Annotated in this window: 20 protein-coding genes and 1 pseudogene; 17 read left to right on the top strand and 4 right to left on the bottom strand. The window is 68.4% G+C overall.

Features of this window, described 5'->3' with window-relative positions; genetic code table 11:
* Positions 1 to 392 (bottom strand): LysR family transcriptional regulator (locus QH195_RS12120; RefSeq protein WP_280435427.1); only part of this gene is annotated, 392 nt, incomplete at its 3' end.
* Positions 393 to 551: 159 nt separating this feature from the next.
* Between QH195_RS12120 and QH195_RS12115 the strand changes: the two genes are divergently transcribed.
* The 3 genes from QH195_RS12115 to QH195_RS12105 all read left to right on the top strand — a co-directional run bounded on the left by QH195_RS12115 (position 552) and on the right by QH195_RS12105 (position 2,988).
* Positions 552 to 1,295 (top strand): SDR family oxidoreductase, encoded by a 744-nt coding sequence (locus QH195_RS12115; RefSeq protein ID WP_280435426.1) that lies wholly within the window; start codon positions 552 to 554, stop codon positions 1,293 to 1,295.
* Between the two features lie 115 nt (positions 1,296 to 1,410).
* Complete coding sequence (locus QH195_RS12110) at positions 1,411 to 2,055, top strand: LysE family translocator (protein WP_280435425.1); 645 nt, start codon at positions 1,411 to 1,413, stop codon at positions 2,053 to 2,055.
* Between the two features lie 165 nt (positions 2,056 to 2,220).
* Positions 2,221 to 2,988 (top strand): TetR/AcrR family transcriptional regulator C-terminal domain-containing protein, encoded by a 768-nt coding sequence (locus tag QH195_RS12105; protein WP_280435424.1) that lies wholly within the window; start codon positions 2,221 to 2,223, stop codon positions 2,986 to 2,988.
* Here QH195_RS12105 and QH195_RS12100 read toward each other — a convergent pair.
* Positions 2,919 to 3,656, bottom strand: a complete 738-nt coding sequence (locus tag QH195_RS12100) for a TetR/AcrR family transcriptional regulator (protein WP_280435431.1) — start codon at positions 3,654 to 3,656, stop codon at positions 2,919 to 2,921. The genes QH195_RS12105 and QH195_RS12100 overlap by 70 nt on opposite strands.
* Before the next feature lie 236 nt (positions 3,657 to 3,892).
* On the opposite strand from QH195_RS12100, the gene QH195_RS12095 reads away from it, so the two are divergent.
* From QH195_RS12095 to QH195_RS12045, 11 genes and pseudogenes are all read left to right on the top strand, one after another.
* Entirely contained in the window at positions 3,893 to 4,909 is a 1,017-nt protein-coding gene (locus QH195_RS12095; RefSeq protein ID WP_280435423.1) for a glycosyltransferase, read from the top strand.
* Between the two features lie 44 nt (positions 4,910 to 4,953).
* On the top strand, positions 4,954 to 5,415 hold the full coding sequence (locus QH195_RS12090; RefSeq protein ID WP_280425195.1) for a DUF5994 family protein: 462 nt from the start codon (positions 4,954 to 4,956) through the stop codon (positions 5,413 to 5,415).
* A 249-nt stretch (positions 5,416 to 5,664) separates the two neighbouring features.
* Positions 5,665 to 6,144 (top strand): DUF5994 family protein, encoded by a 480-nt coding sequence (locus QH195_RS12085; RefSeq protein ID WP_280435422.1) that lies wholly within the window; start codon positions 5,665 to 5,667, stop codon positions 6,142 to 6,144.
* Between the two features lie 173 nt (positions 6,145 to 6,317).
* A pseudogene (locus tag QH195_RS12080) lies at positions 6,318 to 6,620 on the top strand (metalloregulator ArsR/SmtB family transcription factor); the annotation flags it as partial.
* A 6-nt stretch (positions 6,621 to 6,626) separates the two neighbouring features.
* Positions 6,627 to 7,046, top strand: a complete 420-nt coding sequence (locus QH195_RS12075; RefSeq protein ID WP_280425210.1) for an SRPBCC family protein — start codon at positions 6,627 to 6,629, stop codon at positions 7,044 to 7,046.
* A 324-nt stretch (positions 7,047 to 7,370) separates the two neighbouring features.
* Entirely contained in the window at positions 7,371 to 8,153 is a 783-nt protein-coding gene (locus tag QH195_RS12070; RefSeq protein ID WP_280435421.1) for a GntR family transcriptional regulator, read from the top strand.
* Positions 8,154 to 8,381 carry a 4Fe-4S dicluster domain-containing protein gene (locus QH195_RS12065; protein WP_030519968.1) on the top strand — a complete coding sequence of 76 codons (228 nt, stop codon included), beginning with the start codon at positions 8,154 to 8,156 and terminating at the stop codon, positions 8,379 to 8,381. It abuts the gene before it with no gap.
* Positions 8,382 to 8,388: 7 nt separating this feature from the next.
* Positions 8,389 to 9,768: an ABC transporter substrate-binding protein gene (locus QH195_RS12060; RefSeq protein ID WP_280435420.1), complete on the top strand. Its 1,380-nt coding sequence runs from the start codon at positions 8,389 to 8,391 to the stop codon at positions 9,766 to 9,768.
* The gene (locus QH195_RS12055; protein ID WP_432278835.1) at positions 9,765 to 10,619 is read left to right on the top strand and encodes an ABC transporter permease; all 855 of its coding nucleotides are present in this window, start codon (positions 9,765 to 9,767) and stop codon (positions 10,617 to 10,619) included. Before QH195_RS12060 ends, QH195_RS12055 begins: the two co-directional genes overlap by 4 nt.
* Before the next feature lie 50 nt (positions 10,620 to 10,669).
* Positions 10,670 to 11,383, top strand: a complete 714-nt coding sequence (locus QH195_RS12050; RefSeq protein WP_280435429.1) for an ABC transporter ATP-binding protein — start codon at positions 10,670 to 10,672, stop codon at positions 11,381 to 11,383.
* Complete coding sequence (locus QH195_RS12045; RefSeq protein ID WP_280435419.1) at positions 11,380 to 14,082, top strand: fumarate reductase/succinate dehydrogenase flavoprotein subunit; 2,703 nt, start codon at positions 11,380 to 11,382, stop codon at positions 14,080 to 14,082. Before QH195_RS12050 ends, QH195_RS12045 begins: the two co-directional genes overlap by 4 nt.
* Positions 14,083 to 14,196: 114 nt before the next feature.
* Here QH195_RS12045 and QH195_RS12040 read toward each other — a convergent pair whose 3' ends face one another.
* On the bottom strand, positions 14,197 to 15,870 hold the full coding sequence (locus QH195_RS12040; RefSeq protein ID WP_280435418.1) for an FAD-dependent oxidoreductase: 1,674 nt from the start codon (positions 15,868 to 15,870) through the stop codon (positions 14,197 to 14,199).
* Positions 15,870 to 17,228 (bottom strand): cytochrome P450, encoded by a 1,359-nt coding sequence (locus QH195_RS12035; protein WP_280435417.1) that lies wholly within the window; start codon positions 17,226 to 17,228, stop codon positions 15,870 to 15,872. The genes QH195_RS12040 and QH195_RS12035 overlap by 1 nt, the downstream gene beginning before the upstream one ends.
* 213 nt (positions 17,229 to 17,441) lie before the next feature.
* On the opposite strand from QH195_RS12035, the gene QH195_RS12030 reads away from it, so the two are divergent.
* Genes QH195_RS12030 through QH195_RS12020 form a run of 3 tightly spaced genes read left to right on the top strand, consistent with a single transcriptional unit; the run spans position 17,442 to position 20,533 of the window.
* Entirely contained in the window at positions 17,442 to 18,341 is a 900-nt protein-coding gene (locus tag QH195_RS12030; protein WP_280435416.1) for an SDR family NAD(P)-dependent oxidoreductase, read from the top strand.
* Positions 18,338 to 19,483, top strand: a complete 1,146-nt coding sequence (locus tag QH195_RS12025) for a TIGR03857 family LLM class F420-dependent oxidoreductase (protein ID WP_280435415.1) — start codon at positions 18,338 to 18,340, stop codon at positions 19,481 to 19,483. The genes QH195_RS12030 and QH195_RS12025 overlap by 4 nt, the downstream gene beginning before the upstream one ends.
* Positions 19,484 to 19,486: 3 nt before the next feature.
* Positions 19,487 to 20,533 carry a phosphotransferase gene (locus QH195_RS12020; protein WP_280435414.1) on the top strand — a complete coding sequence of 349 codons (1,047 nt, stop codon included), beginning with the start codon at positions 19,487 to 19,489 and terminating at the stop codon, positions 20,531 to 20,533.
* Positions 20,534 to 20,818 lie beyond the last annotated feature (285 nt).

Genomic DNA, 20,818 nt, shown 5'->3' with positions numbered 1-20,818 from the left:
GCGCCCGCCCCGCGCGGGCCCAGACCCCCCCCGGGGGGGGTGTGGGCGTGGTCTCGGCGTCCCCCGTTTTTGACCGGGGGGGGGGGGGCGGCGGCGGGGGCCGCGCGCGCCGCTCGATGGGCGATGTGCAGCAGTTCCTGTGCGCGTGGCAGGAATGCCGCGCCGGCCGCGCTGAGGCGGCTGCCCTGGGTCGTGCGCTCGAGTAGCCGCACGCCCAGCACGTCCTCCAGCCGCTGGATCTGACGGCTCAGGGAGGGTTGGGCGATGTGCAACTCCGCTGCTGCCCGGGCGAAGTTCAGGTGCTCGGCGACCACCGTGAAGTATCGCACCAATCGCAGGTCCAGATCCGTGCCGGGATCAGCGGCCGGGGACATCAGGGTTTCGTCGGGCATGGACTCACTGTATTCGTTATGCCGCTGCCGCATAACGAGGTGCAGAACAGGTCTTGGACGCCCAGGTCACGCGACTGTTGACTTGATATTGCCCGGCCGGGACTCCTCCGCCGGCCACGAAAACCATCCCGCCGATTCCAGAACCAGGAGATACCCGCGATGGGCAGGTACGAGGACAAGAATATTGTGATCACCGGCGGCAGCAGCGGTTTCGGTCTGGCGACCGCGCAGCTGCTCGTCGACGAAGGGGCACGGGTGCTGATCACCGGGCGCGACCAGGACAGACTGGATACCGCCCGGAAACAGCTCGGCGACAACGCGATCGCGGTCCGCAGCGACGCGGCATCGTTACCTGCTATCGATGCGCTCGCCGATCGGGTCGAGACCGAGTTCGGCACCGTCGACGCCCTGTTCGCCAATGCCGGTGTCAACGGTTTCGCACCGTTCCAGGCGACGGACGAGGAGCTGTTCGACCGGCTGCTGGCCATAAACGCGAAAGGGCCGTACTTCACGGTGCAGAAACTCGCTCCGCTGCTGGCCGAAGGTAGCGGCGTCGTGCTCACCACGTCGGTCGCGAACGTGCTGGGCCTGCCGATGCTCAGCGCGTATGCGGCGGGTAAGGCAGCACTGCGCTCGATGACTCGCACACTGGCGCGGGAACTGTTGCCCCAGAAGGTCCGCGTCAACGCGGTCAGCCCGGGTCCCATCGACTCCGGGATCCTGGAGAAGTCGATGCCGAGGGAGGTGGCCGAGCAGATGAAGACACAGATGGCCGCGGACAATCCGATGTCGCGGATGGGCACCCCGTCCGAAATCGCCCGGGCGGTGGTATTCCTCGCGTTCGACGCCACCTACACGACCGGCGCCGAACTCGTCGTCGACGGCGGCGGTTCGCAACTCTGATACCGGGGGAATTCCGAACCCGAAATACCGGTCGAGCGCCCTTCGTCGGTTCGGATCGGGTACCAGGGTCGTCGACGGACCCCGGCCCGGCGCCAACCAGCTGTATACATGGGGCATGCCGACTCCGCATTGGCAGCCGTTCCTGGCCGCGGCTGCTCTGATCGCATTCACTCCGGGCGCGAACCAGCTGCTGTCGCTGCGCAACGCGGTACAGCAGGGGACCGTGGATGCCCTGGTAGCGGTGGCCGGCCGGCTGTCGGCTTTCTTGCTCCTCGTATCGGCAACAGCGGTGGGTCCGGGGGAGTTGCTGGTCACCTCGGAGCCGGCGTTCACGGCTGTGAAATGGTGTGGCGTGGCGTATCTGCTCTACCTCGGCGGGCAGCTGCTCTACCGGAGTCGCAGTGGCGTATCGGACGCCTCCGGCGGTCCGGAGCCGGATGCGTCATCGCTGCGGCGAACGCGCTGGCAGCTGACTCGCCAGGAATTCGTCGTCGCGCTCACAAACCCCAAGGCGCTGCTGTTGTTCGCCGCGCTCCTCCCCCAATTCGTCGACGACACGGCAGGGGCGGTGCCCTTGCAACTGGTTGTGCTGGGCATGGTGTACCTCGCTGTCGAGTTCGTCGCCGCGACGGTGTATGCGGGAGTGGGCGGCACCCTGAACAGTTTCGATATGGGCGCACGCACCCGGCGTCTACTGGATCGCGGTACGGGTGCCACCATGCTCGCTGTCGCGGGCGGACTCGCCTTCACCCGCCAGTGAGCCCGCCGCCTCCGTGGCATGGGTCGCACCACAGCACCGCATTTCACCTTTCTGCAGCCATTCCGATGGCCGGGAAAGCCTCGTAGACTTTGCGCAGCGGAGTGTGTCAACGTCGTAGGTCTACGCCCGATCTCGTCCGCGCGTCCCGAGGAACGGAGCCTTGTCATGGCCGGATCGCCGAACAGCCACAGGAATCCCGGGGCCGGACGCCGGGGCAGTCCGGTCACTCGGGCGGCGGTCCTCGGTGCGGCGGTCGAGATCGTCGACCGCGACGGGATCGACGGGTTGTCGATGCGGCGTCTGGCCGAAGCGGTGGGCCGCGATCCGATGGTGATCTACCGGCATCTGCCGAACAAGGCCGCAGTTCTCGACGGTGTCGCCGAGGTGGTGTTCGAGGCATTGTCCGTCGACGCCGAAGCGCCGGATTGGGTCGCCGAGGTGCGCCGGGTGGCCCGGGAATTCCGGCGAGTGGCACTGGCGCATCCGCGGGTGGTGCCGCTGCTGGTGACGCGGCCGCTGGCGACGCCGCTCGGTTTGCGGCCGGCGGCGGTGGTGCGGCCGCTGGAGGATATGCTCGCGCTCCTCACGCGGGTCGGGTACACCGAGGTCGATGCGCTGCATATCTATCGAGCGCTGTTCGGGTTCCTGTACGGGCATGTGCTCAACGAACTGCAGGAGATCGTGGAGCGTCCGGAGGAAACCGACGATCTGTTGCGGCTGGGTTTGTATCGGTTGCCGATCGGCGAGTTTCCGCTGGTCCGTGCATTGGCGCCGGTGCTGGCGGCGTATGACGGCGCCGTGGAGCTCGAGCGTGGTCTGGATATCCTGCTGGCCGGGCTGGCGGCGACCTTGCCCGGACCGGATCACGCGCCGCTGCCCGGTTCCGGTGATGCCACTTTGCCCGGGCCGGAGGATGCGCCCGCCGCGCGATGACGTGACGCGCCGGGTCCGCTGAAATGTGCGGCCGGGGTGAGGGTGGCGGTGAGGCCGTTGATCAGGATGTCGAGGCCGCGTTCGAGCTCGGTGCCGCCGTCGTAGCCGGCCAGCTGGGCGGCCAGTCCACGGAGCAGCGGGAACTCGCCGATCGGTAGATGGTGCAGGCCGAGTCGCAGTAGATCTGTGGTTTCCTCCGGCCGGTCGACGACCGCCTGTATCTCGTTCAGTGCATGGCCGTACAGGAATCCGAACAGGGCGCGGTAGATGAACAGCGCGTCGCTACCGCTGAAGTCGGCCCGGATGAGCAGTTCCAGTATCCCTTCCACCGGACGTAGGGTGCCCGGCGGTCGCCGGCCGAGCGGCGTGACGAGAGGATGGGTGACCAGCAGCGGCACCACATGCGGGTGTGCTACAGCGAGCCGGCGGAAGTCCCGGGCGACGGCGCGCAACTGGTGGCGCCAGTCGGGGTCGCCGGGGTCGACCCGTAACTGGTCGAGCACGAATTCTGTGATGCCGTCGAGGAGTGCGGATTTATCGGCGGCGTGCCGGTAGAGCGCCATCGGGTCGCGGCCGAGCCGTTTGCCCAGGCGTCGCATCGACAACTGCTCGACACTGTCGCTGTCGATGATCTCGAGCGCGGCCGCCAACACCGCCGCGCGGGTCAGTGGCGGGGTGCGGCGGTTGCCGAGCCGATCGTCCGATCGGTCCTGGCTGTCGAACGGGCCCGCTCTCGTCTCGTTCACTACCCGCACCGCCTGTTCATCTGCCGTTGACAACGACGTATATCTACACTGTAGACATACGGCGTATTGGCGTCTACGGTGTTCGTATAACCGGATGCGCCGATCGCCATACCCGCGCCGCCTGGCGGCCGGTCACCAGCGAGGAATGCGGTGAGGTCATGCCCATCAGCACGCAAACCATCTCCTACACGCACCTGTTCCGGCTCAGTGACGACCGGGGGATACTCGAGCACGCGCGGCTCACCGAACCTCGTGTCGACGGCGGTTACTGCGTCGACGATGTGGCACGCGGCCTCGTTGTCGCTGTCCGCGAACCCGAACCCTCCCGGCAATTGCTCGACCTCACCACGGTGTATTTCGACTTCCTGATCGACGCGCTCACCCCGGATGGGCGGTGCCACAATCGACGCGGGCCGGACCGGCATTGGCAGGACGAGCCGAGTCTCGACGATCATTGGGGCCGCGCGCTGTGGGCACTCGGCGTCGTGATCGCACACAGACCCGACCTGGCGGAGACCGCGCTGGCGCGCTTCACGGTCGCGGCCCGGCAGCGGCCCCGGTCTGCTCGCGCGATGGCATTCGGCGCCCTGGGTGCGGCCGAGGTGCTACTGGCGGATCCGAGGAATCATTGCGCTCGTGAGTTCTTGGGCGATACCGCGACCCTCATCGGTCCACCGACGCGCCGGTCCGATTGGCGGTGGCCCGAACCGCGGCTGCAGTACGCCAACGCCGTGCTGGCCGAGGCGTTGCTCGCCGTCGGCTCGCTGCCCGGCAAGGAGCGCATCCTCGCCGACGGGTTGGCGATGTTGCGATGGCTGCTCGCGACCGAGACTGCCGGTGATCACCTCTCCGTGACCCCGGTCGACGGCTGGGCGACCGGGGAACCCAGGCCGGGCTTCGATCAGCAGCCCGTCGAGGTCGCGTGCCTGGCCGATGCCTGCGCCCGCGCCTACGACGTGACCGGTGACCGGCATTGGAAAGATGCGGTGTTGCTGTGCGAAGCCTGGTTCCGCGGCAGCAACGATATCGGCGTCCCACTGATCGATCCGCACAGCTCCGGTTGTTCCGACGGGCTGGAAGCCACCGGTCGCAACGAGAACCAGGGCGCGGAGTCGGTACTGGCGCTGATATCGACCCAGCAGCAAGCTCGGCGCCTGCTGCGGGAACGGCTGTAGACACCGAGCCACCCGGCGCGTCGACCGGAACAGGAGCAACGATCATGAGGCCACGATCGAACGCGACGAACTCGCGTCGCCAGGACTGGTCCGACCGGCGGCTGCGGCTCGAACTCGATCCCGTCGGAATGGGGAACGCCGACGGGGTCTGGTGGCCGCACAGCCGCAACCTGGTCGCGGAGCTCGGGGAGCTGTTCTCGGCACTGCGGCCCGGGTTCGGTCCGGTTCTGCGCGTGAGCTATCACCGCGACGAGTGGGCCACCGCGCCAGGGGAACTCGTCAGCGGTGGGCGCCGGACCCGGCTCGACGGATACCGGCATATGCCCGCGCGCACCCTCGATATCGTCGGGGTCGGCGCCACCCTGACTCTTCGGATCATCACCCCGGTCGCCGAGGCCGCGACGAGCGCGGTACGGCACCGCTCGATCCCCGATGGCGGGCCGGGGTCCGATATCGACGCGTGGCTCCGAGCCCGGCACCGGGCGGCGCCCCGGCGCGGGCGGTGAACAGGCCGGATACCCGGGTAGCATGAAGGAGCCCGGGCGTTTCGTGTGAGACATCCCCGGCCTCGCCGCACCCGGCGAATGCACACAGCGGCGGGCGTGCGACCGACGAACCGATTGCCGCCGTCGCCCGGCGCAGCCCAGAGCGCGCCCAGTACGCGCCCGCGTTATATCGCTGGGACGACGAAGGCGGTCTCCTCTCGCCGCTCCCGGAATCCCGGTGCCTGTCCCAGGCAATTCCAGGAGCGTGATATGACCCAGAATCCGCAGAGCCGGAGCGGTGGCCGCGCAGGCGACCGTGACCCCGGTCGATTCCCGCCCGCCGCCGGTGGCGGGCAACCATTCGCCACACCCACCCGCACGCCGCGATTGCTGATCGGCGACCGTGCAGGAGGCGTCGAGGGTGTCGATGGCGCGTGGTGGCCCAGGACCGACAACCTGACCACCGAACTGCACGACCTGATCGCCGCCCTCACCACGCGGCTCGGGGCGACCACCCGGATCGCGTTCGACTGGAATGTGCTCAGCGCGGCCCAGCGGGGCATCGATCCACCCGACGGGATCGAGATCATCGGCCCACTTCCGGGCCAGCCGGCCCAGGTGATGGACGTTTTCGGCCTGGAAGATCGCCGTATCCGATTACTGGTGATCGATCCCGCCACCGACGCAGAGCATGCAGGCACGCAGATGCGCAGGGCGGTGAGCACAACCCCACACGATGCGGAGCGATGAACGGGCCTGTCACTGCCCCGCGGTACCAGCTCGTGCCGTGCCACGTCGGCGGATCAGGTGTGTACCGGTGTTCGGCGCCGGCCGGTCCCAGCTCCCGGAGGGCAGCGGCATCGGCCGCGCCGACGTGTCGACAATAGTTGACATGTCGGGTATTTCCGACGTAACTTGGCGATGTGGCCCCCGATGATGTGTTTCTCGCGTTGTCCAATCCGGTACGCCGGCGGCTGCTGGAAGTGCTGGCCGACGGACCCCGGACGGCGGGAAGCCTGGCGGGTCTGTTCGAGCTGAGCCGGCCCGCGGTCGCCGAGCATCTCCAGGTACTGCGGCGAACCGGGCTGGTTCGCGACGAGGCAGTCGGCCGGCATCGGCATTACCACCTGACCGCCGACCCGCTCGCCGAGGTCAGTGCGTGGGTCCACCCGTTCGAACGCTTCTGGCGCCGCCGGTTGCGCACCCTTGCCGATCTCGTGGAGGAGAACCCCGTGACGAATACCGACGCGGATTTCGCGACCATCTCGCTGGACCAGTTCATCGCCGCGCCACCCGCGAAGGTGTGGCGGGCGCTCACCGATCCCGAGCTGCACGGGCAGTGGTGGGCGCCCGGCGATATCGCCGCTACCGTCGGTCACCGTTTCCACCTCGAAATGCCCGGCTGGGGGTCCATTCCCTGCGAGGTCGTCGAGGTCGAACCGGAACGCCGCTTCGTCTACACCTTCAACGAGAACTGGACGCTGGCCTGGCAGCTGACACCCCAGGACGACGGCACGCTGTTGCACCTCGACCATTCCGGTTTCGACCTGCTCGACCACAAGAGCCGCGACGCCTATGGACGGATGGGTCCGGGATGGCGCGACAAGGTGCTGCCCGGCCTGGCCCGGCTCGCCGAGGGATTGCCCGGCTGACTGTGCCGCCGAGCCCGTCCCCGGGCGCCCGAATCCATCGCCGCCGGTTCGAGTCGGCACCGATGGACGATGGATGACCCTGCCGGAAGGGTGCCTACCCGGCCGGCACAGCGCGTCACCATGGCGGGATCGGCGCTCTCCCCGTTCATTCGAATCGGGCTGATCCCAACCGGGCCGGCCGCACCGCGGGTGGCGCAATAGCCGCGAATCCGCGTGTCCGCGCTGGTCGCGCCCACCATCCACCCGGCGCATTCGCCGGTCCCCATACCTACCGTTACAGCGGCTGTCCGGGACCGTCGCGAAACGCCACTATCGTCACCGTTCATGCAGGTCAGCGAGATGAACACTGAGCGGTCGGGCGGCGGCGCGGCCGTCCGCCGCTTGCGTGCGGACCAGGCGAGGCGCGTTGCCGATATCCTGCGCCACCAGATCCACGCCGGCACCGTCGGTGACACCCTGCCCGGCGAACAGCAACTGGCCGCGGAACACCGGACCTCCCGTAACATCATCCGCGATGCGCTGGCTCTGCTGCGCGACGAAGGTCTGATCGACCGCGCCCCTCGGGTCGGAACCCGGGTGGCCGCCCAGAAATTCGACCACGGACTGGACGCGCTGCTCGGCTTGCAGGAAACCCTGGAGGGTCGCGGAACAGTCCGCAACGAGGTCCGGGCCGGCCAGCGCATCACCGCCCCGCCGGTGGTCGCTCGGCGGCTCGGCCTCGAACCCGGTGAGCAGGTCGTCTACCTGGAACGCCTGCGCTACCTCGGCGATCGGCCGCTGAGCCTGGACCTCACCTACCTCGCCCCCGATATCGGCGCCCGCATCCTCGACCACGATCTCGCGCACACCGATGTGTTCGTTCTCCTCGAACAGCTCAGCGGACAACCCCTCGGTTCGGCGGACCTGGCCGTCGAGGCGATACCCGCCGACCGGCACACCGCCGCCACTCTCGACGTCCCCGCCGGCGCACCGCTGCTGATGCTCGAACGTCTCACCCGCCTCGACGACGGAACACCGGTCGACCTCGAATACATCCGGATGCGCGGCGACCGGATCACCCTGCGCGGCAGCCTTTCCCGTACGAATCCCGAATGGAAGGTCCTGTAGATGGCCCTGGCGAACCAGCGCACCGATATCCCCGTGACCATCGACGAATCGCTCTGTATCCAAGGCTGCACCCTGTGCGTCGAGATCTGCCCGCTCGACTCCCTGGCGATCAATCCCGACAACGGCAAAGCGTTCATGCACGTCGACGAATGCTGGTACTGCGGCCCCTGCGCCGCCCGCTGTCCCACGGGCGCCGTCACCGTCAATATGCCGTATCTCCTGAGGTAGAACCACCATGCCCACACTGAAACGCCTCGCCGCCGTCCTGGCCGCCGGGGCGCTCGCCCTCACCGGGTGCTCGCTGGAAGACGCCGCCGCGGGCGATACGGTGCGCGTCGTCATCGGATACCAGTCGAAGACCATCAACACCGTCACCGCGGGCACATTGCTGCGCGCCCAGGGTTATCTGGAGCAGCGGCTGGACCGGCTCACCGAGGACGGTGGACCGGCCTACGAGGTCGAATGGCAGGACTACGACACCGGCGCCCCGATCACCGCACAGATGGTGGCCGAGAAGATCGATATCGGTTCGATGGGTGATTACCCGCTGCTGATCAACGGGTCGCGCACGCAGGCCAACGAACGGTCCCGCACGGAATTCCTCTCGGTCACCGGCTACAACCCCAAAGGCGCACTGAACATGGTGGTGGTACCGCCGGATTCGCCCGCCACAGGCCTGCCGGACCTGGCGGGCAAGAAGGTCTCCGCCAGCGTCGGCTCCGCCGGTCACGGCACACTCGTGCAGGCGCTGACCCGCGCGGGAATCGACCCGGTCACCGGTGTCGAGGTGCTGAACCAGCAGCCCCAGGTGGGGGCGTCGGCCCTGGAATCGGGTCAGGTGAGCGGGCTGTCGCAGTTCGTGGCGTGGCCGGGACTGCTGGTGTTCCAGGACAAGGCGAAACTGCTCTACGACGGCGCCGAGTTGAATGTTCCGACATTCCACGGGGTCGTCGCCCGCAAGGACTACACCGCGCAGCATCCCGAAGTGGTCGACGCCTTCCTGCAGGCGCAACTCGACGCCACCGAATTTCTGTGGCGGGAACCGCTGGAGGCGGCGCGGATCGTCGCCGAAGGTTCGGACCTGCCGCAAGAAGTGGTCTATCTCTACAACGGCCCCGGCGGCACCTCCTTCGACACCACGCTCAAACCCAGCCTGCTCGCCGCGTTCGAAGACGATGTGCGGTACCTGAAGTCGATCGGCGATTTCGCCGACCTCGACACCGCTGCCTTCGCCGACGACCGCCTGATCCGCGCGGCGTTCGCCGCCCGCGGCCAGGACTACGACGCGGCACTCGCCGACACCACGAACCACACCAGCGGTTCCGGTAACGAACTCTGGGTCGACGGGCAGGACACCACCCGGCCGGCCGGTGATCCCACCGAACTGCTGCGCGCGGTGAAAACTGCCCGCGCGCAAGGCGAAACCGTCCGAGCCGCCTATGTGGTCGATTCCGAACTGGGCACCCGCTGGTTCGCCGACAAGGCCGTGTGGTTGCGTGACGGCGACACCTACCTGGCCTTCACCACCCCGGCGGCCGCCGCCCGTCACCGGCAAGCCCACCCCACCGCCCAGCCGGTCGGCTACGACCAGGCCGTCGCGGAGGTCCGGTCGTGACCGTCGCCGCCCCCGCCGATTCCGGCACCGCCCTGCACAGCGACCACCCCCGGCCCCGGCGCGGCACCCGCTCGGTGTGGCCGGGCCGGGCACTGCGGGTGGGTTCGGTGGCCGGCGCCGTGCTGATCTGGCAACTGCTGACCGCCGCCGATATCCGGTTGTGGCTGCGGTTCGACACCCTGCCCACCGTCACCGAAGTGCTCACGGCATTCGGACGTCAGCTGGGTACCGACGTCTACTACCTGGACCTCGCCCAATCACTGATCCGCATTCTCACCGGTTTCGCCATCGCGACCGTGCTCGGTGTCGCGAGCGGGATCGCCCTGGGCCGGTCCCCGGTGTGCGCGGGGATCCTCGGCCCGCTCACCGAACTCGCCCGGCCCATCCCCGCGATCGCCGTGGTGCCGATCGCGATCCTGCTGTTCCCCGACGACGAAGCCGGGATCGTGTTCATCACCGGCCTCGCCGCCTACTTTCCGATCATGGTCAGCACCCGGCACGCGGTACGCGCTCTGCCCACCCTGTGGGAGGACTCCGTGCGCACCCTCGGCGGCAATCGCTGGGATGTGCTGGTGCGCGTCGTGGTTCCGGGCGCGCTGCCGGGCATCTTCGGTGGGTTGTCGGTCGGGCTCGGTGTCGCCTGGATCTGCCTGATCTCCGCGGAGATGATCTCGGGCCGTCTCGGCGTCGGCTACCGCACCTGGCAGGCCTACACCATCGTCGACTACCCCGGGGTGTTCGTCGGGATCATCACCATCGGCGCCCTCGGGTTCGGCACCTCCGCGGCGGTCGAACTGCTCGGCCGCCGGGCCACCCGCTGGCTGCCCAGGGGAGAGGAGAATGCCCGATGACCACCACTCTCACCACCCGCGATACCCGGAGGGACACCGGCGAACACGCGATGGCCTTACGGCTGGACGCGGTTTCGCTGTCCTACACGGGTGACCCGGTGATCGACAACCTCACCCTGGATGTCCGGCCGGGCGAAATCCTCGTCCTCACCGGGCCGTCCGGCTGCGGGAAATCCACCGTTTTGCGGGCGCTGGCCGGCCTGCTGACACCCGACTCCGGCCGGGTCCTCGCCGACGGCGACCTGGTCACCGGCACCTCCCGCGACCGTGCCGTCGTCTTCCAGGACAACGCACTGCTGCCGTGGCGCAGCGTGCGCGCCAATATCGACCTGGCACTGCGGTTACGCGGCGAACCGAAGACCGGGCGCCGGGCGGCCGCCGACCGCTGGATCGACGAAGTAGGGCTCACGGGGTTCGGCGATTTCCTACCCAAGAACCTGTCCGGCGGTATGCGTCAGCGGGTACAGCTGGCGCGCGGCCTGGCGGGTGCACCGCGGGCGGTGATGATGGACGAACCCTTCGGCGCGCTGGACACCCAGACCCGCGCCACCGTGCAGCGGCTGCTCATCGAGACCTGGCAGACCCACCCCACCACCGTCGTATTCGTCACTCACGACGTGGACGAGGCGCTGCTGCTCGGCGACCGGGTCGCGGTACTCGGGCGGGCCGGGCACCCGCTGCGAGCCCTCGTCGATATTCCGAACCCGCGCGAAATCGCCGACCGGGCCGGCGAACGCGCCCGAATCCTGGAGGCCCTGACGTGACCGCACCGACCCTGTTCACGGCGCCGGACCTCGCCGATACCGTCCGCCTCGACTGCGATGTCCTGGTCATCGGTGGCGGCACCGCCGGCACGATGGCCGCGCTGACCGCCGCCGAACACGGCGCGCAGGTGCTGCTGCTCGAGAAGGCGCACGTCCGGCACTCCGGCGCGCTCGCCATGGGAATGGACGGAGTCAACAACGCGGTGATTCCGGGCAAAGCCGAACCGGAGGACTACGTCGCCGAGATCACCCGCGCCAACGACGGAATCGTCGACCAGCGCACCGTCTACCAGACCGCGACCCGCGGTTTCGCCATGGTGCAGCGGCTGGAACGCTACGGCGTCAAATTCGAGAAGGACGAATACGGCGAGTACGCAGTGCGCCGGGTGCACCGGTCGGGGTCCTATGTGCTGCCGATGCCCGAGGGCAAAGATGTGAAGAAGGCGCTGTACCGGGTGCTGCGGCAGCGCAAGAACCGGGAGCGGATCCGGATCGAGAACCGATTGATGCCGGTCCGGGTGCTCACCGCAGGCGGCCGGGCGGTCGGGGCGGCCGCGCTGAACACCCGCACCGGCGAATTCGTCACGGTCGGGGCCAAGGCCGTCGTCCTGGCGACCGGCCCGTGCGGGCGCCTGGGGCTACCGGCATCCGGGTACTTGTACGGCACGTACGAGAACCCGACCAACGCCGGCGACGGCTACTCGATGGCCTATCACGCCGGCGCGGAGCTGAGCGGGATCGAATGTTTCCAGATCAACCCGCTGATCAAGGATTACAACGGACCTGCCTGCGCGTATGTGGCGAACCCGTTCGGCGGATACCAGGTGAACGCCCAGGGGGAGCGGTTCGTGGACTCCGACTACTGGTCGGGGCAGATGATCGCGGAGGTGAAACGCGAGATCGATTCCGCGCGTGGACCCATCTACCTGAAGGTGTCGCACCTGCCCGACGAAACCCTGCGCACCCTCGAAGGAATCCTGCATACCACCGAACGCCCCACCCGCGGCACCTTCCACGCCAACCGCGGCCACGACTACCGCACCCACGATATCGAGATGCATATTTCCGAGATCGGTTTGTGTGGCGGGCATTCCGCGTCGGGGGTGTGGGTGGACGAGCATGCCCGGACGACGGTGCCCGGCCTGTACGCGGCGGGTGACCTGGCGTGCGTACCGCACAACTACATGATCGGCGCCTTCGTTTTCGGGGAACTCGCCGGCGCCCACGCCGCCGGAACCCTGCCCGGCGTACCCGCACCGGACACCCTGCCCGCCGACCAGGTCGTCGCCGCGCACGAACTCGTCTACCAGCCCCTGCGCAACCCCGACGGGCCGCCGCAACCCCAGGTCGAATACAAACTGCGCCGCTTCGTCAACGACTATGTGGCGCCCCCGAAAACCGCCGCCAAACTCTCGCTGGCGGTGGAAACCTTCGAACGGATGCGCGGTGACCTCGCCGACATGGGCGCGCGCACCCCACACGAACTCATGCGCGCCGTCGAGGTGTCGTTCATTCGCGATTGTGCGGAAATGGCCGCCCGCAGTTCGCTGACCCGTACCGAATCCCGCTGGGGTCTCTACCACGAACGCGCCGACCTCCCGGAACGGGACGATCAACAGTGGCGCTACCACCTCAACCTCCGCAAACGCGCCGACGGGGAGATGGAGTTCCTGAAACGGCCGGTCGCACCGTATCTGGTGCCCGTACCGGGACTCGACGACCTGCCGTCGCGTGACGAGCCGGTCATTGTTGCCCAACCCGAACTGGTAGGCCACCGGCGCGCCCCCGAACCGGCCGAACCCGCGCCCCCGGCGGCCGCCCCCGGCCCGGTGCACGCCGCGTCACCGCGCCTGCTCGCTCTGCTCGCCCTGGACACCCCTACTGCCGCCGAACTCGCGGAGTATCTGTCCGATGCCGAGGAACGCGTGCGGGTCGCGGCGATCGCGGTGTTGACCGAGCACACACCCGACGGATACGTGCCGCTGCTGATCGGCGCACTCGACGACGCCGCGGCACCGGTCCGGAGCGCGGCCGCTGCTGCGCTCCGCGAACTGGTGGAAGTTCTGCCTGCGACAGAAGGTCTCGCGGCGCGGCTCGCCTCCGAGGATTCGGTGGTCCGCGCCGCGGTCCTGGATCTGTTGCGAGCCACTCGGACCGGATCCTCCGACGACTACCGTTCGGCCCTCGCCGACTCCGATCATCGAGTGCGTATCGAGGCGGTCCGGGCGCTGGTCTCGATAGACGAGTGGGCACCGATCGCCGCCGCGGCGGGGGACGCCGACCGGGAGGTGCGGATCGCGGTTGCCCAGGGACTGGCCGGTATCGGTTCGGGTGGCGGTACGGCGGTGGCGGCACTGGCCGAGGACCCGGACCCGCTGGTCCGCGCGGCGGCACTGGCAGCCTTCGCCGATCTCGGGACGACCGAGGCGGCTATCGTGACATGTATTGCTGCTCTGCGTGATTCGGCCTGGCAGGTGCGAGTCGGTGCCGCCCGCGGACTGGCCGCCGCGGACGCGGACCGGGCCGTTGCCGCGCTCACCGAAGCACTGGCAGATCCGCATCTCGATGTCCGGAAGGCCGCGGTACTCACACTCGGGACCTGGCCGGACAGCGAATCCGCACGCACCGGACTGAAGCAGGCGCTCGACGACACCGATGCCGATGTCCGCGCCTATGCCCGGCGATTCCTGTCGGCCTGATGCCGGTCGCCTCCCGTCCGGCGGATCGAGCCGCGCTGCCGCGGCAAGTTCGGCAGCGGCAGCGTTGGACGTGCTGTCGGCCGCCTTACGTGTTCCCCCGCACCGGCCGACTGCTCAGCCGCCCCGCGCGGTCGCCAATAGTTGTTCGACAGTCGCCAGTTTGACCCGTGGACGCCCCCCAGCGGCGCCCGCGGCTCGTTCGGCCCGGTCGATCGCCTGCCAGGCGGTGCGGTCGAGCATCTCCGGTTGCCGCTGCCGGACCAGTTCCGTCAGTGCGGTGCGGTCCCGTGTCGGTGCGGTCAGTGCGCCGGCCCGGAAATCGTCGAGGACGGCCGCGACGGTTTCGGCGGCGTCGGCGCGGTTGGAACCGATCACGCCGCGGGGTCCGCGTTTGATCCAGCCTGCCGCGTATACGCCGGGAACCGGTGTTCCGGACTGATCGACGACTCGGCCGGAGCCGGTGGGTAGCACCCCGCGGTCGTCGTCGAACGGCAGATCGCCGATCGGCTGCCCGCGGTAGCCGACGGCGCGCAGGACCAGCGATGCCTCCAGTTCACCGGTGTCGGTGGTCGGCCGGGCGGTGGGTGATGCGGCCGGGCCGGTGAGCTCGTTGTGCACATACCGCACCGACCGGACCCGCTCGTCGCCGGTGATCTCGGTGGGGGAGACGCAGTACTGGAACCGGATCCGCTTGTGCCCGTCGCGTGGCGGCCGGGCCGCGTACTCCCCGGCGGCGGCGATCTTCAGCCCGAGTTCATATGCCGCTTCCGGGCTGTCGAGGAACGCCTGCCCGGCTTCGCCGAGGACCACATCCGCCGGGTCGAGGACGATATCGACTCCGGCCAACCGCCCCAGCGCCCGGAATTCGGGGGCGCTGTAGGCGGCGTGGAGCAGCCCGCGCCGGCCCAGGATCACGACCTCACGGATATTGCTGTTCCGCAATGCCGCCAGGGCGTGGTCGGCGATATCGGTGGCCGCGAGTTCGCCGGGGTCCATGGTGAGCATCCGTGCGATATCCAGGGCGACGTTGCCGTTCCCGACGATTACCGCCCGCTGCCCGGACAGGTCGAATTCCCGGTCCGCGTAGTCCGGGTTGCCGTTGTACCAGGCCACGAACTCGGTGGCGGAGTGGCTGCCCGGGAGGTCTTCGCCGGGGATGCCGAGGCGGCGGTCGGTGGGTGCGCCGACCGCGTAGATCACCGCGTGCGCACTGTCCCGGAGTTCTTCGTGCGTGATGTGACGACCGATTTCGGTGTTCAGATACATCTGCAGCGTGTCGCGTTTGAACGCGGCCGCGAACATATCGGTGACCCCGCGGGTCTGCGCGTGATCCGGCGCGACCCCGTACCGGGCGAGCCCCCACGGGGTGGGCAGCCGGTCGAACATCTCGACCTCGACCGAACCGGCGGACAGCAGCTGCTCGGCGGCATAGCATGCGGCGGGCCCCGTACCGACGATCGCGACCCGCAAGGTTCCCAGGTCCTTGGCGAGACGCCGGACCGGCGGCGGGGGAGCCATATCCGGCTCCAGCGGGTGCTTCCCGAAGTATCCGGCGTTGACGTCGAGGAACCCTGCGAGATGTTGCGGCAGGTCCTCTTCGGCGTAGATCGCGTCCACCGGGCAGGCCTCGTAGCAGGCACCGCAATCGATACAGGTGTCCGGATCGATGTAGAGCATTTCCGCGGTCGCGAACTGCGGGTCCTCCGGGCGTGGGCGGATGCAGTCCACCGGGCATTCGGCCACGCAGCTCGCGTCGTTGCAGCAGCGCTGCGTGATGACATACGCCATCAGTTCTCCCGGTGCCGGCGCCGGTATCGCACCGTGCACGGCTGCTGCAGCTGTACCACCATCTTGGAGTGGTCGTTGCGGTAGCTCTCCGAGGGCTGCGCCATCTCGAACTCCCAGTCCCGCAGCAGCACCGAGAAGATCGCCTTCAACTGCATCAGCGCGAACGCGGCACCCACGCAGCGATGCCGCCCGGCGCCGAACGGGATCCAGGTCCAGCGGTTGACCAGATCCTCTTGGTTGGGGTCGATATAGCGGCCGGGGTCGAAACTGTCGGGGTTCGGGAAATCCTCCGGCAGCCGGTTGGAGATCGCGGGGGTCGCCGCGACATGGTCGCCTTCGGCGATGGTGTGTCCGCACACCTCGAATTCACCCTGCGCCACCCGCATCAGGATGATCAGCGGCGGATGCAGCCGCAGCGTTTCCTTCAGTACCGCCTCGAGCTGCGGGATCTGGCGCAGCGCGTGGAAACTCACCTCCTGGCCGTCGGCGTAGAGCTCGTCGAGTTCCTTCACGACCCCCGACAGCGCCTCCGGGTGACGCAGCAATTCGATCACCGACCAGGCGGCGGTACCGGAGGTGGTGTGGTGGCCGGCGAACATCATCGAGATGAAGATGCCGGTGACCTCGCTGGCGCTGAAATGCGGTGTGCCGTCTTCCTTCTTCACCGAGACCAGCACATCGAGCAGATCGCGGTCGTCTTTGTCGGCGGGCGGGTTCGCGATCCGGTCGTTCATGATCTCCTGGACCAGCTCGACCAGTTTCGCCCGGGATTCGTCGCGGATCCGGAAACTTTCGATCGGCATGTACGGGTCCACGTACGCCAGCGCATCGGTCCCGCGTTCCAGGTTGTGATAGAGGTGTGCGAACCGGCTGTCGAGTTCCTCGCGGAACTTGGTCCCGATCAGGCAGGCCGACGAGGTGTAGATGGTGAGCTCGGCGAAGAAATCGAGCAGGTCGATTTCGCCTTCGTCGCCCCAGTTCGCCAGCATCCGGTCGACTTCGCGTTCGATGGTGGCGGCGTGGCCGCGCATCTGATCGCCGCGCAGCGCGGAATTGTGCAGCATCTCCTTGCGCCGCTCCGGGCTGGCGTCGAAGACCACACCCTCACCGAAGATCGGTTTCATGAACGGGTAGGCGGCGGCCTGGTCGAGGTCCTCGTCGGCGGCGCGGAAGAAGAATTCGTTCGCCTCGGCGCCCGTGAGCAGGATGACGTGGCGGCCGGCGAGTTCGAACTGGCCGACGTCGCCGCATTCCTCCCGCACCCGGCGCATCAGCGCGATCGGGTCGGTGCGGAATTCCTCCAGATGGCCGTGTTCGTGTTCGCCTCCGGACACCCGCGGCGGTTTCACCGAAGTCATGTGGAAATCCTTCCCCAGATTACTGTCCAGGATCTATGGTAGACACCTGTCCAGACAGTACTACGGCAGGTGGACCGCAATCAAGGCGCGCGACCGGGAACGGCCCGCGAACCGCTGACGCGACCACGCCAGAATGCCATACTGTCCGGACACCTGTACGGAAGAGTGTTCGGCCCGCGCTCCGTCGCCGGCCCCGGAAACGAGAGCAGGTCCATGAGCGGTCAGCAATCCCTGTGGGGCCGCGGCGCCGTGGTCGTCGGCGCCACCAGCGGCATCGGCCACGCCGTCGCACACGCCCTGGCCCGGCACGGTGCCGGAGTGGTCGTGAACGGCCGCAACGAATCCGCCGTCGAACGAACCGTCAACTCGCTCACCCTCGGTGGGCAGCGCGCGGTCGGCGTCGCGGGCAGCGCGGCCGACGAAACCGTCGCCACCGAACTCGTCGATACCTGTGTGCGCACCTTCGGAACCATCGATATCCTCGTCAACTGCGCCGGGGCCGCCGAACCCGCCGAATCCTCGATTCTGAATGTCAGCACCCGCGATTGGCAGGCCCTGCTCGACTCGCACCTCACCACCACCTTCAACACCTGTCGTGCCGCCGCCCCGAAAATGGTGGCGCAACGCCGCGGCAGCATCATCAACACCAGCTCTTTCGCGTACCTGGGCGATTACGGCGGTACCGGTTACGCGGCCGGCAAAGGCGCGGTCAACAGCCTCACCCTCGCCATCGCCGCCGAACTCGCCGAATACGAGATTCGCGCCAATGTCGTCTGCCCGGGCGCTAGAACCCGGCTCTCCAGTGGTTTCGCGTACGAGGCCAAGATCATGGAACTGTATCGCCGCGGCATGCTCGACGAAATGAGCAAGGATGCCGCCCTCGACGCCCCGCCCGCCGAGTATGTGGCCCAGCTCTACCTCTATCTCGCCGGTGCCGAAGCCCGGGAGGTCACCGGACAGATCTTCGTCGCCGCCGGCGGGTTCGTCGGCCGCTACGACCGGCCCAACCCGAGCATCCTCGGCTTCCGCGACCACAAGGACACCCCGCCGTGGACGCCCGAGGAACTGCACACGATGATCGGCCGCAGCAGCGAACAGGCCGGCCGGGTATGAGTGAACCGGGGCAGGTGGTGCGTGACCAGGGCGGGTCTCCGGTCACGCCCGGTAGCGACCACCCGAGCGAATTCTCCGAACTCGGCTGCTACGGGCTCGCCGGGCACGCCACCGACCCGTACGCCCTGCTCGGGGAAGCCCGCACCGCTGAAGAACTCGGCCTGGGAACGCTTTTCCTGTCGGAACGTTTCAACACCAAGGAAGCCTTCACGCTCGCCGCCGCGGCCGGCGCGGTAACCACCGACCTGCGGATCTGCACCGCCGCCACCAACCACAACACCCGCCACCCGCTGGTCACCGCGGCCGGCGCGGTCACCTTGCACCGCCTCACCCGCGGCCGCTACAGCCTCGGCCTGGGCCGCGGTTTCCATGCCCTGTTCGATGTGATCGGCCTACCGCGAATCACCTCCGCGCAGATCCGCGATGCCGTCGATCTCTACCGCCGACTCTGGCGTGGCGAAACCGTTCTCGGCCACGACGGACCCGCCGGGCGGTATCCGCTGTTGCAACTGGATCCGTCCTACGACGAGAATATTCCGGTCACCCTCACCGCCATCGGCCCCGCCACCCTGCGGCTCGCCGGGGAGATCGCGGACTCGGTCGTCCTGCACACCTTCTTCACCGACGACACCACCGCCCGTGCGGTGCGCACCATCCGCACCGCCGCCGAAACCGCCGGTCGTGACCCTGCCGCCATCCGGATCTGGTCCGTCCTGGCCGTGGTGGACGAATCGCAGGGCGAACTCGCCCGGCTGCGTAAACTCGCCGGCCGCCTCGGCACCTACCTGCAGGGTTACGGCGATGTCCTGGTCCGGGTCAACGGCTGGGACCGGCGAGTCCTCGACGATTTCCGTGCTCACCCCCTGGTCACCGGGGCCGGTGGAGCACTCGACGCGGTCGCGGACCCGGAAACCCTTGCCGCCGTCGAGCAACTGCTGCCGGCCGAATGGCTCGCCGCTTCGGCCACCGGTACCGCCGCGCACTGTGCGGAACGGATCGCCGATCAGTTCCGGACCGGCGTCGACGGCGTAATCCTGCACGGCAACACACCCGCCGAGCTGACCCCCGTACTCACCGCCTGGCGGGAGCACCGCCGAAACGAAGGGTTCACCGGCCCGGCGAACCGATTCCCGGAGAAGTGATCGATGACCGCCCCCACCACCGTCGCCGAGCTCACTCCCGAATGGCTCACCACGGCGCTACACGGCCACGTCGACGAGGTCGCCGCCGAACCGGTCGGTACCGGCCAGATCGGGTCGGTGTACCGGCTGCGGCTCACCGGTGACGGTGTTCCCGCGCAGCTACTGGCCAAACTCCCTGCTACGGACCCGGGTACCCGGGGCATGCTCGCGGGCGCCTACCGGCAGGAGATCCGGTTCTACACCGAGATCGCCGCCACGGTGGCGATCCGCACACCTCGCTGTTACTACGCCGAAACCCACGGCGACGGCAGCGAATTCGTGCTGCTTCTCGAAGATCTCGCACCCGCCCGCCAAGGCGATCAGATCGCGGGCTGTCCGGTCGCGCACGCCCACCAGGCCGTCGCCAATCTCGCCGGCCTGCACGCGCCGCGCTGGTGCGACGAAACTCTGCTGGATATCGAAGGTTTCAGCCGTAACGGGCCCGAGGAAGCCGCGACACTGGGCGAGCTCTACGGTCCCACCACCGATCTCTTCCTCGACCGCCTCGGCCATCGCCTCACACCCGAGGACTGCGATACCGTGCGCGCCTGCGGCGCGGTGATCGCCGGTTGGCTGATCGCCCGGCCCGAACGGTTCGGGCTGGTGCACGGCGACTACCGCCTGGACAATCTCCTGTTCGGCGCGGGGGACCGGGCGGTGGTGACCGCGGTCGACTGGCAGACGGTCAACCTCGGTCTGCCTGCCCGCGACCTCGCCTACTTCGTCACCACCGGCCTCGACCCGCAGATACGGCGAACAGAAGAAGACAAGCTCGTCGCCACCTACCATCGGCGCCTGGTCGAACTCGGGGTCACCGGCTACGAACTCGACGACTGCCGCCAGGACTATCGGTTCGCCGCCCTCCAGGGCCCGCTGGTCGCGGTATTCGGCGCCGCCTACGGCACCCCCACCGAACGGGGCGACGCCATGTTCGCCACCATGATCCGCCGCAGCTGCGCCGCCATCCGCGAGCTGGACTCGTTGACGGCGCAACCGGCCCGGGTTCGCTGAGCTACGTCCCGCGCCACGCCTCGCGTGCCGGCCCCGTCCCTCCACCCGCCGCAGCGCAGGCCGGTAGTCTCGGCCTCCATGGCCGGACATCCCGTTCGGACCGCGGAAGCCTGACGGGTCCGGTGAACCCGCTCTCTTCGAGAGGGTTGATCTGCCGTGGCTGCGCGCCGGCGGTGGTCGGTAGATGGCGCGGCGGCCGGTTCCTTCGGGTAGGTGACCGGGCCGAGGCTGTCCTCACGAACTCGGTGGAATAACCCGGCCGACCCCACCGTTCAGGTAGATGCA

The organism is Nocardia carnea (assembly GCF_029868855.1).
In the GTDB taxonomy this organism is placed as follows: Bacteria; Actinomycetota; Actinomycetes; order Mycobacteriales; family Mycobacteriaceae; genus Nocardia; species Nocardia carnea_A.
Note: the sequence above shows the minus strand (reverse complement) of the source record. Positions and strands in the feature narration are given on the sequence as shown.

Excerpts from the sequence above, each read along its gene's own strand:
- QH195_RS12115 (WP_280435426.1), top strand. The coding sequence starts at position 552 with ATGGGCAGGTACGAGGACAAGAATATTGTGATCACCGGCGGCAGCAGC.
- QH195_RS12110 (WP_280435425.1), top strand. The coding sequence starts at position 1,411 with ATGCCGACTCCGCATTGGCAGCCGTTCCTGGCCGCGGCTGCTCTGATC.
- QH195_RS12105 (WP_280435424.1), top strand. The coding sequence starts at position 2,221 with ATGGCCGGATCGCCGAACAGCCACAGGAATCCCGGGGCCGGACGCCGG.
- QH195_RS12095 (WP_280435423.1), top strand. The coding sequence starts at position 3,893 with ATGCCCATCAGCACGCAAACCATCTCCTACACGCACCTGTTCCGGCTC.
- QH195_RS12090 (WP_280425195.1), top strand. The coding sequence starts at position 4,954 with ATGAGGCCACGATCGAACGCGACGAACTCGCGTCGCCAGGACTGGTCC.
- QH195_RS12085 (WP_280435422.1), top strand. The coding sequence starts at position 5,665 with ATGACCCAGAATCCGCAGAGCCGGAGCGGTGGCCGCGCAGGCGACCGT.
- QH195_RS12070 (WP_280435421.1), top strand. The coding sequence starts at position 7,371 with ATGCAGGTCAGCGAGATGAACACTGAGCGGTCGGGCGGCGGCGCGGCC.
- QH195_RS12065 (WP_030519968.1), top strand. The coding sequence starts at position 8,154 with ATGGCCCTGGCGAACCAGCGCACCGATATCCCCGTGACCATCGACGAA.
- QH195_RS12060 (WP_280435420.1), top strand. The coding sequence starts at position 8,389 with ATGCCCACACTGAAACGCCTCGCCGCCGTCCTGGCCGCCGGGGCGCTC.
- QH195_RS12050 (WP_280435429.1), top strand. The coding sequence starts at position 10,670 with ATGGCCTTACGGCTGGACGCGGTTTCGCTGTCCTACACGGGTGACCCG.
- QH195_RS12040 (WP_280435418.1), bottom strand. The coding sequence starts at position 15,870 with ATGGCGTATGTCATCACGCAGCGCTGCTGCAACGACGCGAGCTGCGTG.
- QH195_RS12035 (WP_280435417.1), bottom strand. The coding sequence starts at position 17,228 with ATGACTTCGGTGAAACCGCCGCGGGTGTCCGGAGGCGAACACGAACAC.
- QH195_RS12030 (WP_280435416.1), top strand. The coding sequence starts at position 17,442 with ATGAGCGGTCAGCAATCCCTGTGGGGCCGCGGCGCCGTGGTCGTCGGC.
- QH195_RS12025 (WP_280435415.1), top strand. The coding sequence starts at position 18,338 with ATGAGTGAACCGGGGCAGGTGGTGCGTGACCAGGGCGGGTCTCCGGTC.
- QH195_RS12020 (WP_280435414.1), top strand. The coding sequence starts at position 19,487 with ATGACCGCCCCCACCACCGTCGCCGAGCTCACTCCCGAATGGCTCACC.